The organism is Ruegeria sp. CDSC051, from assembly GCF_059610665.1.
In genome coordinates this window covers 412,151-425,177 of record NZ_JBXWOC010000001.1, presented here as the reverse complement: position 1 = coordinate 425,177, position 13,027 = coordinate 412,151, and the positions used below count along the sequence as shown (strand labels likewise).

11 protein-coding genes are annotated in these 13,027 nt (G+C 56.6%); 2 read left to right on the top strand and 9 right to left on the bottom strand.

Annotation, left to right across the window (positions count from 1 at the left end; genetic code table 11):
• Nucleotides 1-20: 20 nt before the first annotated feature.
• Nucleotides 21-413: an SgcJ/EcaC family oxidoreductase gene (locus AC2FH0_RS02125; protein WP_496691158.1), complete on the top strand. Its 393-nt coding sequence runs from the start codon at nt 21-23 to the stop codon at nt 411-413.
• A gap of 52 nt (nt 414-465) precedes the next feature.
• On the opposite strand, the gene hflX is transcribed toward AC2FH0_RS02125, so the two are convergent.
• From hflX to trkA, 4 genes are all read right to left on the bottom strand, one after another.
• Complete coding sequence (gene hflX / locus AC2FH0_RS02120) at nt 466-1,737, bottom strand: GTPase HflX (protein ID WP_496691157.1); 1,272 nt, start codon at nt 1,735-1,737, stop codon at nt 466-468.
• Nucleotides 1,737-1,976, bottom strand: coding sequence for an RNA chaperone Hfq (gene hfq, locus AC2FH0_RS02115; RefSeq protein ID WP_010440340.1), 240 nt, complete (start codon nt 1,974-1,976; stop codon nt 1,737-1,739). The genes hflX and hfq overlap by 1 nt, the downstream gene beginning before the upstream one ends.
• A 126-nt stretch (nt 1,977-2,102) precedes the next feature.
• Nucleotides 2,103-3,641 (bottom strand): TrkH family potassium uptake protein, encoded by a 1,539-nt coding sequence (locus AC2FH0_RS02110; protein WP_142633526.1) that lies wholly within the window; start codon nt 3,639-3,641, stop codon nt 2,103-2,105.
• The gene (gene trkA, locus AC2FH0_RS02105; RefSeq protein ID WP_142633524.1) at nt 3,641-5,017 is read right to left on the bottom strand and encodes a Trk system potassium transporter TrkA; all 1,377 of its coding nucleotides are present in this window, start codon (nt 5,015-5,017) and stop codon (nt 3,641-3,643) included. The genes AC2FH0_RS02110 and trkA overlap by 1 nt, the downstream gene beginning before the upstream one ends.
• Before the next feature lie 96 nt (nt 5,018-5,113).
• Between trkA and AC2FH0_RS02100 the strand changes: the two genes are divergently transcribed.
• Complete coding sequence (locus AC2FH0_RS02100; RefSeq protein ID WP_281972012.1) at nt 5,114-5,593, top strand: hypothetical protein; 480 nt, start codon at nt 5,114-5,116, stop codon at nt 5,591-5,593.
• 11 nt (nt 5,594-5,604) lie between these two features.
• On the opposite strand, the gene ntrX is transcribed toward AC2FH0_RS02100, so the two are convergent.
• The 5 genes from ntrX to dusB all read right to left on the bottom strand — a co-directional run bounded on the left by ntrX (nt 5,605) and on the right by dusB (nt 12,856).
• Nucleotides 5,605-7,014, bottom strand: a complete 1,410-nt coding sequence (gene ntrX / locus AC2FH0_RS02095; protein ID WP_142633520.1) for a nitrogen assimilation response regulator NtrX — start codon at nt 7,012-7,014, stop codon at nt 5,605-5,607.
• On the bottom strand, nt 7,011-9,299 hold the full coding sequence (locus tag AC2FH0_RS02090; protein WP_281972011.1) for a sensor histidine kinase NtrY-like: 2,289 nt from the start codon (nt 9,297-9,299) through the stop codon (nt 7,011-7,013). Before AC2FH0_RS02090 ends, ntrX begins: the two co-directional genes overlap by 4 nt.
• 99 nt (nt 9,300-9,398) lie before the next feature.
• On the bottom strand, nt 9,399-10,766 hold the full coding sequence (locus AC2FH0_RS02085) for a response regulator (RefSeq protein WP_282021919.1): 1,368 nt from the start codon (nt 10,764-10,766) through the stop codon (nt 9,399-9,401).
• Between the two features lie 42 nt (nt 10,767-10,808).
• Entirely contained in the window at nt 10,809-11,876 is a 1,068-nt protein-coding gene (locus AC2FH0_RS02080) for a two-component system sensor histidine kinase NtrB (RefSeq protein WP_496700460.1), read from the bottom strand.
• Nucleotides 11,873-12,856: a tRNA dihydrouridine synthase DusB gene (gene dusB, locus AC2FH0_RS02075; RefSeq protein WP_496788422.1), complete on the bottom strand. Its 984-nt coding sequence runs from the start codon at nt 12,854-12,856 to the stop codon at nt 11,873-11,875. The genes AC2FH0_RS02080 and dusB overlap by 4 nt, the downstream gene beginning before the upstream one ends.
• Between the last annotated feature and the right edge of the window lie 171 nt (nt 12,857-13,027).

Below are 13,027 nucleotides of genomic sequence, written 5' to 3'. Positions count from 1 at the left end.
ATTTGTGTGCGGGGGACCAAATGGCCAGTATCCGGGATAAGCTGAACAATCTCGCGCGGGATTATGCGATCGCCTGGAGCTCGGGCGACCCCGAGGCCGTTGCCAGTTTCTATGCGCCCGATGGACAGATCACGATCAACCGTGGAGAACCGATCATAGGCCGCGCCGCGGTGGCTGAAATGGCGCGCGGGTTTTACACTGATTTCCCCGATCTTGAGGTCCGCTGCGACATGTTTCGCTGGGCGGGAAGCCACGCAATATTTGTCTGGACACTTGAAGGGCACCATTCCAAAACCGGCAATCACGTCGTGACGCGGGGCTGGGAAGAATGGGAAATGACCGACACCAACCAGGTCCAGAACTCTTTGGGTTGGTTCGATGCCGAGGATTTTCAGCGCCAGATTGACGGCTGATCACGGACCACTTTGTTCGATGGGTATAGGAAAGTTCTTCCCCAGTCAGGGTTCAAAGCGCTGCGTATTGCGAAGCTTGTTTCTCTGTCCACAGCACGTCGATCACAAAGCCATCTTCGGTCTGCTTTTCGGACTGCACGACCTCCTGGCGGAACAACCACGCGCGCTTGTTGCCTTCGGCAAATCCCAGTTCCAGCGTTACCTCAGAACGTACGCCCTGCAGCGTGACGGCAATTTCCGCCAAAAGCGGGGCGATCCCTTCGCCGGTGACGGCTGAAATCGCGAAAATCCCCTGATCCCGCTCTGCCCGCGCCATCGCGGCTTCGCGCTCATCCGGGGACAGCAGGTCGATCTTGTTCCAGACCTCAATCCGGGGCCGCGTATCGTCAATACCCAGTGAAGTCAGGATAGTTTCGACATCCTTCGCCTGCGCCTCAGATTCATCGTGGCTGATATCGCGCACATGAACCACGATATCAGCGCCCAACACTTCCTCCAGCGTGGCCCGGAATGAGGCGACCAATTCGGTGGGCAGGTTCGAAATGAACCCCACCGTGTCCGACAGGATCACTTCGGGACCGTCAGGCAGTTCGACTCGACGCATGGTGGGATCAAGCGTGGCGAACAACATGTCCTTGGCCATGACATCGGCCCCGGTCAGGCGGTTGAACAGGGTTGATTTGCCCGCGTTTGTATAGCCTACCAACGCCACAATCGGATATGGCACCTTGGCCCGCGCCGCGCGATGCAGCGTGCGGGTCTTGACCACCTTCTGCAACTGACGCCGCAGCCGCACCAGTTGTTCATCAATGGCCCGGCGGTCCGCTTCGATCTGGGTCTCACCCGGGCCACCCACAAAGCCCAATCCGCCCCGCTGCCGTTCCAGGTGGGTCCAGGCACGCACCAGCCGGGTCCGCTGGTAACTCAGCGCGGCCATTTCCACCTGCAAAACGCCCTCACGGGTGCGCGCACGGTCGCTGAAGATTTCGAGGATCAGCCCGGTCCGGTCGAGGATCTTGACCTTCCACGCCTTTTCGAGATTGCGTTGCTGAACGGGCGTAACCGATCCGTCGATCAAAACCAGCTCGACTTCGTTCTCGTGCAACCGTTCGGCCAGTTCCTCGATCTTGCCGCTACCGAACAGAAAACCGGCCTGCGCTCGAGGTAAGCGCACAACTTCGGATCCGATCACATCAAGGTCGGGCAATGCAGCGGCCAGCGCCACCGCTTCTGCCAGCGCCGGTCCTGGAACGCGGCGCTGTTCATCTGATTTGATTTCCGGATGCAGCACCCACGCTCGGGTGCGCACCCTTTCATGTTCCATCAAGAGGCGTCTTCGCCCTCATACAGGCTGATCGGCTGCGATGGCATGATGGTCGAAATCGCGTGTTTGTAGACCAGCTGCGACTGTCCGTCGCGGCGCAACAATACGCAGAAGTTGTCGAACCAGGTGATCACACCCTGCAATTTCACACCGTTGATCAGGAAAATTGTGACCGGGACTTTTGCTTTCCGTACATTATTCAGGAACGCGTCCTGCAGATTCTGTCTGTCCGAAGCCATATTCTTATAATCTCGCCATTGTTCTTGCTACGCGCTGCGGACCAACGCGCTCCCTCCGGCGGAGTATGGAGTGTCGTTAACCGATATTCCAGATGAAAAATCAGTCACTAGCATGGTTATTGTTTCTTAACCCCTCAATAGAGCGGGTGTGATCAAGGCAATAATCGCCAGCGTTTCCAATCTGCCGATCACCATAGCGGCACACATGGTCAGCTTGGCACCGCCCGAAAGGTCGATCAATCGGATAGGAACATCGGTTGCCAATTCGATCAACGGCCCTGTCGTGCTCAGCGCGGCAACGCTAAGCACCATAGCGTGTTCGAACCCCGTACCCATGGCAGCAAGCAACACATTGAACACAGCAGCTGTCAGGGCAAACATCATGAAAAATATCCAAGCGATAAAGGCCCCATCGCTTTGGATGCGGCGGTTTCCACCACCTACTCCGCTGACCGAAGACGGATAAATCAAACGGTCAATTTCACGCGCGCCGTTAAGGTACAGAGCAAAAACCCGCAACAGCTTTACCCCGCCCGCCGTTGTTGCAACTCCACCGCCGATCAGCGCAAGCCCCATCAGGATCAATCCCGGGGTGCCCAGACCGGAAATTTGCTGGGCATCATCCCAGTTTGCACTTTCGAACCCCGCGGTTGTCAGAAATGACAAGACCGTAAAAATCATGCCCCAAATTACGCTCAACGCCTGAAGAGGTTCCATCTGGCCGCCAATTTCGCTGACGCCGGCAAGAACCCTGAAGAAAAGCAGCGCCGCTACGCCTGCAACGATCATGAGCCCGATCCGGAACTCGGGGTCCTTATCCAGCCGCGAATATCCTGAGGTAGCTGTGTCCGAGGAAAAGGTAAGCCGCGACAAAGCGAAGAACAGGAACAGAAACAGAATGGCCTCACCGGTTACGCCGGCCTGCGCTCCCTCAAGCCCACCAACCGGTGAGATACCCGATGTGGCCATGGTCGACATCGCATGACAGATGGCGGTCAGGCCCTGCTCTCCTGCGATCACGAGCAACAGCCAAATGACAGCGGTCAGCCCGACATAAACCGGCGTCAAAGTCAGCGTGACGCGGATAAGACGCCCGCGCGGGTCTACCATCTCGCTTTGCGCCACGCCTGAAACCGGGCGACCGGGTTGACCACGGGCTGTCACCTCGAACCCGCCCAGCGACAACGGCGCGAGGATCGCGGCCGCTGAAATCCACATCAAAAGCCCGCCCATCCATCCGACCTGAGCCCGCCAAAGGTGTAACGGCGCCGACAACCGGTCTGGATCAGGAAACAAATCAGCCCCGGTAGTGGTCAATGCGCTGACCATGTCGAAATAGGCGTTCAGAAAGCTCGTATTACCCAACGCATCATGCAGAGGGATCGCAAGAAACAAGGGCAATACGGTGAAACAGCCTAACAAGACCGCCAACTGGCCCAATGTCCCTCGGCGCGGCATTCTGTTGGATGTTGCCAGCGAGATGATCCCGACCACGAACAACCCCAGCAACCCGGAATAGAAGAACGACCGGGACGTTTCGTGATCATCCAGCACCAGCGCAAATATGGCAGGCATCCACATAGCGGCAGCAAAAATACCCCAGAGCAGAAGAAACAGCGGCAATCGCCGAATGAGGCTAACCTGTTTTTTCCGTGCATGCGCCATCAGAAGAAATCGATCGAGACCTGCATCAGCCGTTCCACCTCGGGCACGTCTTTGGCTAAGGCAAAAATCGCCACCACATCCTTTTCTTCAATCCTGAGACTACCGGTGGGGCGCAACATCTCATCGCCCTTACGCACTGCGCCAACCAGCACACCTTCGGGGAAATCAATGTCGCGCAGCCTCTGCCCGGCCATGGGCGAGGTTGAAAGTACTTCAGCCTCGATCACTTCGGCCTCGGCATCGCCGATGGAATAGACCTGCCGCACGCGTCCGTGCCGAATATGGCGCAGAATCGAACTGACGGTGGTGGCGCGGGGGTTGATATAGGCGTCGATACCCAGCGGCCCCATCAGGGCAACCATGCTGGGATCATTGATCAGTGCAATCGCCAGAGCACAACCTTCGGCCTTGGCACGCACGGCAACCAACATATTTACACGGTCATCATCCGTGACGGCCAACATTGCATCTGCGCGTTCGATGCCAGCTTCGCGCAGCAGCGCCGCGTCCAGACCATCACCGTGAAGGACAATCGTTCGCTCAAGCGCTTCGGCTGCCACTTCCGCACAGTGGCGGTCTCGTTCAATTATCTTGGCACGCACGCGGCTTTCACGTTCTTCCAAAGTCCGAGCAACTTCAAGACCGACATTACCGCCGCCGACAATCACCACCCGGTCCTGCCGTTTTTGCGCCTTGCCGAAAACCTCCATCGTCCGGTCCACGTCTTTGACATTGCTAAAGACATAGCATTCGTCACCGACAAACAGCTGGTCCTCGGATTCCGGGGCAAACAGCGTACCCTCGCGCCGGACACCCACCACGATAGAGCTGAGCGTCGAAAACAGATCGGTCAGTTGCCGCAATGGCGTGTTCACGATCGGGCAATCCTCGGCGATGCGTATGCCAAGCAACTGCGCTTTGCCGTCCATGAACATCTCGGTGTCAAATGCGGATGGGGCAGACAACCGGCGCATCGCCGCTGCGGCAACCTCGCGCTCGGGGCTGATCACCACATCAATCGGCAGGTGATCGCGGCGATACAGATCCGAATGAATCGCCTCGAGATAGGATTTCGACCGAAGCCGGGCGATTTTGCGCTGAATGGAGAAAACCGAATGTGCCATCTGACAGGTGACCATGTTCACCTCGTCCGAATGGGTGGCAGCAATAATCATATCCGCATCGCGCGCGCCCGCTCGGTTCAGAACATCCGGATAGCTTGCAAATCCCGCAATCCCCTGAACATCCAAGGTTTCGGTCGCCCGTCGCACCAGATCAGGATTGTTGTCAACCACAGTAACGTCGTTCAACTCGCCTGAAAGATGCCGTGCAATCTGCCAGCCAACCTGACCCGCACCGCAAATGATGACCTTCATGCTATTGGCCCTTCTGCCTGAAATCTTTGAATGACAGATGCCCCCCAGACGGTCAATTAGTTTGTAACACAAGCAAAGCTGAGGCAAGGTAAGCGTATGAAAACAATAGCTCTCACGATTTCTTTGACTCTGTTGCTAACTGCGTGTGGGCCGCTTTCCCTGTATTATCAAGAGGGCGAGACAGTTTCGCAAATGCAGTCGGAAACGACTGGATGTCAGGTTCAGTCCCTCAAAGACGCCCCCGTTGCCAATCAGGTGCGACAAGGGGCACCAACTTATTGGCCAGGTCGCACCTACTGCGATGGTCGGGGAAGGTGTCATCGCACCGGAGGCTGGTGGCAGCCCGGTCAGATCTATACGGTCGATGTTAACAAAGGGCTGCGCAACAAGCTGGAAGCACAATGCATGGCGCAGAAAGGCTATCGCCCGGTCAGCCTTCCGCCTTGCAAGCAGGGCGTAAAGTCGCGTGTTGCTGCGCTCCCAACAACACAGCTGCCACCGCTCAGCACCGATTCATGTTTCGTCAAATTCGACAACGGAACGTTTCAGATCATTACCCCAGGTCAGGCAGGGTAAAGGCCGGCGGATCACTCCGCCGGTTCAGCCTCGTCCAGTTGCGCGACCCGCGCGCCCGATTTGTTCGAGGTCACTACGCCCAGAGATTTCAACTTACGATGAAGCGCGCTGCGTTCCATGCCGACAAAGCTGGCGGTGCGGCTGATATTGCCCCCGAACCGGTTGATCTGGGTCAGCAGATATTCACGCTCGAACGCCTCGCGAGCTTCGCGCAACGGCAAGGTCGCCAATGCCCCGGACAGCACGACGCGACCTGATTCATCGGCTTTTTCTTCTTCGTTTGGCAGCTCACGCGCTTCGATCGGGCCCGTACCGTCACCCAGAATGAGTACCCGTTCGATCAGGTTCTTAAGCTGACGCACATTGCCCGGCCAGGTCATGGTCTGCAGCAACGCGACAGCTTCGTCTGAAATCTCGCGCACCGGCAGGCCCTGGGATTCATTGCACATTTCAATAAAAAACTCGGCAAGAACCGGAATATCCTCGCGCCGATCTTCTAGCGAAGGCACCGAAATAGGCACAACATTCAGACGATGGTAAAGCTCTTCCCGAAAACGATCAGCGGCGATTTCTGCATCAAGGTCACGATTGGTCGAAGAGATCACCCGCAGGTCGACCCGGACCTTGTCGGTACCTCCAACCCGTTGAAACTGTTGATCAACCAGAACCCGCAGGATTTTTGACTGGGTTCCCATGGGCATATCTGCCACTTCATCAAAGTAGACGACGCCACCATGGGCCTCTTCCAACAGGCCTGCCTCAACCCCGCGTTCGGTGGTTTCACGGCCGAACAGAACCTCTTCAACGCGCTCCGGCTCGATCCCGGCACAGTTCACGGTCACGAAGGGCGCATTTGCCCGGTTCGATTCTGCATGGATATAGCGCGCGGCGATTTCCTTGCCTGAACCGGCAGGGCCTGTCAGCATCACACGCCCGTTGGACTTGGTTACCTTGTCCAGTTGGCTCTGCATTGCCCGGAACGAGGCCGATTTGCCGATCATATCCGAGCTTGTGACCTCTTTCCGCTTTAGCGAGGCGTTTTCGCGGCGCAGGCGCGAGGTTTCCATCGCGCGGCGGATCACAACCATCAGCTGGTCGATGTTAAAGGGCTTTTCAATAAAGTCATACGCCCCCTGCTTGATCGCAGCGACAGCGATTTCGATATTCCCGTGGCCCGAAATGATCACCACCGGAATGTCTGGGTTGTCGCGCTTTACAGTCTTCAGAATATCAATCCCGTCCATCCGGCTGTCTTTCAGCCAGATATCCAGGATCAAAAGCCCCGGGGGTTCGGAATTGATGGCTGCCATACACTCGTCCGAGTTGCCAGCCAGCCGGGTAGAATAGCCTTCGTCCTCGAGAATATCGGACACAAGCTCGCGAATATCACGCTCGTCATCTACAATCAGAATGTCGCTCATCTTTGGCCTGCTTTCAGTTTGTTTGTATCAATTGCCTGCTTTTTCGGCGCTGAATTTGAGGAAATATTGCTCCCGGGCAAACGGATCACGGCCATTGCGCCAAAATGGTCCTGTCCGTCAAATACGGGGGCGTCCTCAAGTGTCAGCACCCCGCCATGTTCTTCGATAATCTTTTTGACGATCGGCAGCCCCAACCCGGTGCCCTCGTCGCGTGTGGTCACGTAAGGCTCAAACAGCCGAGCACGATCTTCCGGCAAGCCGATACCGTTGTCGGCAATGGTAATTACCGTGCCCGCATCGTCGCCGATCACAGTAACCTTGATCTGAGGCTTGAGGTTCTCAGGTGCCCCTTTTTGTTTCAGTGTTTCAATCGCTTCGCCTGCATTCTTGATCAGGTTGGTCAGCGCCTGATTCAGCATTGTTGCGTCTACATCACCTGAAATCGGCTGATCTGGAAGCATCGCTTCGATTTCGACATCCGGCTGACCGGCTTGCTGCAAAAGAACAGCCTCGCGCACCAACCCCACCAGATTCTCTTCGTGCCGATCCGGTTCCGGCATGCGCGCAAACTTTGAAAATTCATCCACGATCCGCCGCAGGTCATTCGTCTGGCGAACGATCACATCAGTCATGGATACAAGGATATCGCAATCATCCTCATCCAGTTTGGACGAAAACTTTCGTTTGATCCGCTCGGCGCTCAGCTGGATCGGGGTCAAGGGGTTCTTGATCTCATGTGCGATGCGGCGCGCCACATCACCCCAGGCTGCCATTCGCTGTGCACTGACCAGATCGGTCACGTCGTCAAAGGCAACCACATATCCTTCAAGCCCGCCATCTTCGCCGCGGCGGATCGCCATGCGGACCAACAGGTTTTCCAAATGGCCTTTTCGCGTGACTTTGATTTCACCCTGCACAGCCTCTTGCCCGCTGTCCTTGAGGCTTTCGAACAAAGGCATGAATTCGGGCACCGCAATGCCAATGGCAAGATGTTCCTCTCCACGGGACCAATCCAACAGGCGTTCGGCGGATCGATTCACAAACGTCACGCAACCATCGGGGTCGACACCAACAACACCGGATGTGACCGAGGTCAGAACCGAATCGAACAGCCGACGCCGGCGTTCGATCTGCCGTGTGTTCTCCAAAAGGGTATCGCGCTGCCCTTTCAACTGTCGGGTCATCTGATTGAAATAACGGCCCAGCATCGCAATTTCGTCATCGGTGGCTTCTTCGATAACCTGAACGCCCAGATCGCCTGCCCCGACACGCTGCGCAGCGGTGGTCAGGCGTCCAACCGGGCGCGAGAGACGCTCGGCGAACCACATTCCCAGCGACACTGCAGCCAGGATCAGGATCACGGCAAAACCCAGATAAAGCAGGCCGAATTCAAACAATACTCGTCCGCGTTCACTTTCAAGCTGTTGATAGAACTGAACTGTTTCCTTGGTATCGTCCAGCAGCGTCAGCAACTGCCCGTCCACTTCCCGGCTGACATAGAGATACCGATCAAGATAAGCCTTCAAAGGCACAAGCGCCCGAAATTCACTGTTTTGCCAATCGGCAATGATCAGCAATTCATTCTCAGTCGCCTGGGCCATCTGTTCAGAGGTCGGCTTTTCGAAGTTGAACAGATAAGAGCGATCCCCCCGGGATCGGATTTCACCATTTCCATCAATGACATAGGCCTCACGCAGACCGCGCTGGATTTGCGCCTGCCCTTGCGCCAGAACCTCTCGCAGTTCAGCATCGGAAATATAGAAATCACGCGTCCGGGCATTGTCCAGAAAAAGCGCCAATACGACGGCGTCCTGCGTCAGGCCCTCTCGGTGTTCCTGTTCATAAGCTTCCGCAGCAGTAAGCGAGGATCCGACAACCTGCCTTACGCGGTCGGAAAACCAACCCTCAAGACCAATATTCACCGTCAGACCGGCAAAGATTGCAACCGTGACAGTCGGCACCAGAGCCAACAGTGTGAAGGCTCCGATCAGTCGCAGGTGCAAACGGGACCCCGCGGATTTGGCCCGGCGTGCTGCGATCAGGTTGCCTACCTGACCCAGAACCAGCGCCGCAACCACGAGAACATAGACCAGATCCGCAAGCAGGATCAGGCGCAATGAGGGCGCGGTTGCCCCCAGATCGAATGGACCAATGACCAGATAGGTGGTCAAAGCCAGCACCGGGCCCAGCAAAACCAGACCCAAAGTTCCAAAATTGCGCAGCCTTCGGGATTTTCGCCACCGATTGACTGATAAAATCAGCCCGCTCTGTGCTCGGGTTGCCACCGTCTGCCCTCATCCTGATGTGCCGCTTGCGCGACTTACCGCCATATGTCGTGGTCGTTGCCCGGTCGAAACCCGGATGCCACGCTTTGTGTGGCGATATTACATCAGTTTGCGCCGCCGTGTCACCTGAATATCGAGCTCTGTTATCTTTTTGCGCAGCGTATTCCGGTTAATCCCTAGAAGATCAGCACATTTTGCCTGATTTCCCCCAGTCGCATCCAGGGCCAGTTCAATCAAAGGCGCCTCAACCTCACGCAAAATACGCTGATACAGACCCGGAGGTGGCAACATATTTCCATGTAGATCGAAATAGCGGCGCAGGTGGCGTTCGACCGAAGCCGAGAGCTTTTCGCGTTCTCCATTGCCCAGCACCGGCTCGGCTTCGGGTTGGCTGCCAAGCACCGACTCGACCTCGGTTTTGGAGATTTCATCGGCGCGGCTGGTCAGGCTCAATCGACGGACCGCATTTTCAAGCTGCCGTACATTTCCGGGCCAGGAATAGCGCCGTACCAGCTCGACCGCATCCGGACTGAACCAGCGTTTCGCGCCATGTTCGCGTTCTTCACGCGCCAGGAAATGATCCGCAAGCAAGGTGATATCATCAACCCTTTCGCGAAGGGCCGGGACATGCACTGTCGCACCGCAAAGGCGATAATACAGGTCTTGCCGGACGCGCCCGTTCTCCATGGCTTCGGTCAAGTCCGATTGGCTCGTAGCCATGAACCGAGGAACATGATCGCCTGGAGTGTCCATCATCCGAACGAGACGCGCCTGTAATTCGTCATCAATATCCGCGATCTCGTCGATAAGCAGCGTACCGCCCCGCACCCGTGCCATGACGCGCGCCGGGCCTTCAAGATCCAGCAGGTCGGCGGCAGTGGCCGTTACAAATGGCAGCGTCCTGCGATCGGAAAAATCATGTATCGCTTTGGCGATCAACGACTTGCCCGTTCCACTCTCGCCCGAAATCATGACCGACAGATCGGTATTCATCACCCGCGCCACCAAGCGATACAGCGCCTGCATCACTGGTGTCCGCCCCACCAGAGGCAGCTCTTCCGGACGCTCTTGGGACGTGTTACCGGCATCTGACGGCGTGCGCTGTTTCTGTTCCAGCGCGCGCGCGGTACGCTTCATCAAATCCGGCAGGTCGAAGGGTTTCGGCAGATAGTCATAAGCTTCCGCCTCGGCTGCCTGGATCGCCGTCATGATCGTGTTTTGCGCCGAAATCACGATGACCGGTAATCCCGGTCGGTCCTGTGCGATTTTTGGCAACATCTCGAGCCCATTGCCATCCGGCATAACTACATCGGATATGACCACGTCGCCTTTGCCCTCGGCCACCCAACGCATCAAAGTGGTCAACGACGAGGTTGCATGCACCTTACACCCAGCGCGTGTCAGGGCCTGTGTCAGAACGGTCCGAATTGTGCGGTCGTCATCTGCAACCAGTACTGTTCCATCCATCAGGTGCTTTCCTTATTCTTGCTCTTTCCGGCGATTTATTGACTATTTCGCGTCACGCGGCGCGCGCCTCAGAGAGATGCGAAATTCCGTTCGTCCCGGAACCGACTCGGCCGAAATCCAGCCGTCGTGGTCCGAAATGATCTTGCTGACCAGCGCCAGCCCCAGGCCGGTGCCGTTTTCCTTGCCCGACACAAACGGGTCGAATATCTCGCCCCGAATCTTCTCCGGCAGACCGGGGCCGTCATCGGTCACTTCGATTTGCAGTGGCAGAGAATGACCTGACCCGTCGCTGCGTCGCAGGCGGAAAGAATGTTCAAAATACGTCCTTAAACGTATGGTTCCCCCTTTAGGGTCAGCGGCTTCCGAGGCATTCTTTAACAAATTCAAGATGACCTGCAGAAACTGATCCGGGTCGCCATAAGCAAGTGGCAACGACGGGTCGTAATCCTCGATGATCGTCATATGGGCACCGAAACCCAACAGGGCCGACCGCCGTGCCCGATCCAGCACGTCATGTATGTTGACCGGTTTGAAATCGGGCTCAGAGAGATTTCCGAATTGTTCAACCTGCTCCAACAGTTTTACGATACGACGACTCTCTTCGACAATAAGATCTGTTAATTCAAGATCTTGCTGCGAGATATTCATGCTGAGAAGCTGCGCCGCGCCGGTAATTCCTGCCAGAGGGTTCTTAATTTCATGCGCAAGCATCTCGGCCATGCCGATCGCCGATTGCGCAGCAGATTTCACTGTGTTTCCACGGGTCATACGCCCAGCAAGTTCACGCGGCGTGATGATCATGATCATTGACCCCGGGTGTCCGACAAGCGGCGCGATCTGAAGCGCACATTGCAACGGAGCACGGTTGCCTGACCCTACATCCACATCGTTTACAAATAGTGGCGTACCGTGCTGACGCGCTCTCAGAAACGCTTCTTCTAATGGAGCGTCCACGGCAATCTGATCCCAGACGGGATGCCCGATCACGGATTTGCGTGAGGCATTCAGGAACCCTTCACCGGCGGAGTTTATGTCTGCGATCCGGTCATCTGCATCTATGACAAAGGCAGGAACGGGCAGCGAGGTCCAGATGCTGTGATCCGAGGTCATGCCGCCACCTCTGCATCACTGTCAAGCGCAACACTCAGCAGGTGCATCACCTCATCCGTGTTGCGCGATGTCAGCACCGCCCGGCGCAACGGGGCCGGTGTTCCAGCCTCATCCATATACCAGCCGAGATGCTTGCGAGCGACGCGCAGGCCCAGATCCAAACCATAAAACCCCAGCATGGCCTGATAATGGGCACGAACCATGTCGATCAGATCACTACCAGCGGGAATGATTGGCGCCTCTGCCCCGTATAACTCATGCCCCATCTGCGCCAGGAGCCACGGTTTACCCTGCGCCCCACGCCCAACCATGACCCCATCGGCGGCGGACTGATCCAGCGCTATGCGTGCAGCGCCAGAATCAACAATGTCACCATTCGCAATCACCGGAATCGAGACCGCTTCTTTGACCGCCCGGATTGCGCTCCAATCGGCATGCCCTTTGTAGAACTGGCAACGTGTGCGACCGTGGATCGTTACCATTTGTATTCCCGCATCCTGCGCCCGCCTTGCCACATCGGGCGCGTTCAGCAATTTGTCATCCCATCCCAGCCGGGTTTTCAGCGTCACGGGCACGTCCACGGCGCTGACAACGGCGTCGATCAATGTCAGCGCGTGGTCAGGCGTCTTCAGTAGGGCCGAGCCCGAATATCCATTTGTCACCTTCTTAGCCGGGCAGCCCATATTGATATCAATCACGCGCGCACCCCGATCAGCGACCTGGCGGGCCGCCTCGGCCATCCAATACGCCTCGCGTCCGGCAAGCTGGACAGCAGTGTTTTCCACATCCGCAGACAGCTCGGCCCGTTCGCGCACACCGGGTTTGGCCTGCACCATTTCCTGGCTAGCCACCATTTCGCTGACCACCATACCGGCACCAAAGCGCATCACCAGATCGCGAAACGGGCGATCAGTGATTCCGGCCATGGGCGCCAGTAGTACGGGCGGGTTCAAATCTTTGTCGGCAAGTCGCAGAGTCAACGTGCTTAATCCTTGAGCAGTTGCAGCTTTGATATCGAATTGAGTGCATATGAACAACAAAACCGCCATGAACAAGCATGCAAAATCATCGTTTGCCTATTTTTTAAGCAGATGAAACCGAGTGATTGCCTCTGCTTTCACCGCACCCTAAACATTGCCCTTAACTCGTCG

Bases quoted from the DNA above. Each gene is read 5' to 3' on its own strand.
- AC2FH0_RS02125 (WP_496691158.1), top strand. From the start codon at position 21: ATGGCCAGTATCCGGGATAAGCTGAACAATCTCGCGCGGGATTATGCG.
- hflX (WP_496691157.1), bottom strand. From the start codon at position 1,737: ATGGAACATGAAAGGGTGCGCACCCGAGCGTGGGTGCTGCATCCGGAA.
- hfq (WP_010440340.1), bottom strand. From the start codon at position 1,976: ATGGCTTCGGACAGACAGAATCTGCAGGACGCGTTCCTGAATAATGTA.
- AC2FH0_RS02110 (WP_142633526.1), bottom strand. From the start codon at position 3,641: ATGGCGCATGCACGGAAAAAACAGGTTAGCCTCATTCGGCGATTGCCG.
- trkA (WP_142633524.1), bottom strand. From the start codon at position 5,017: ATGAAGGTCATCATTTGCGGTGCGGGTCAGGTTGGCTGGCAGATTGCA.
- AC2FH0_RS02100 (WP_281972012.1), top strand. From the start codon at position 5,114: ATGAAAACAATAGCTCTCACGATTTCTTTGACTCTGTTGCTAACTGCG.
- ntrX (WP_142633520.1), bottom strand. From the start codon at position 7,014: ATGAGCGACATTCTGATTGTAGATGACGAGCGTGATATTCGCGAGCTT.
- AC2FH0_RS02085 (WP_282021919.1), bottom strand. From the start codon at position 10,766: ATGGATGGAACAGTACTGGTTGCAGATGACGACCGCACAATTCGGACC.
- AC2FH0_RS02080 (WP_496700460.1), bottom strand. From the start codon at position 11,876: ATGACCTCGGATCACAGCATCTGGACCTCGCTGCCCGTTCCTGCCTTT.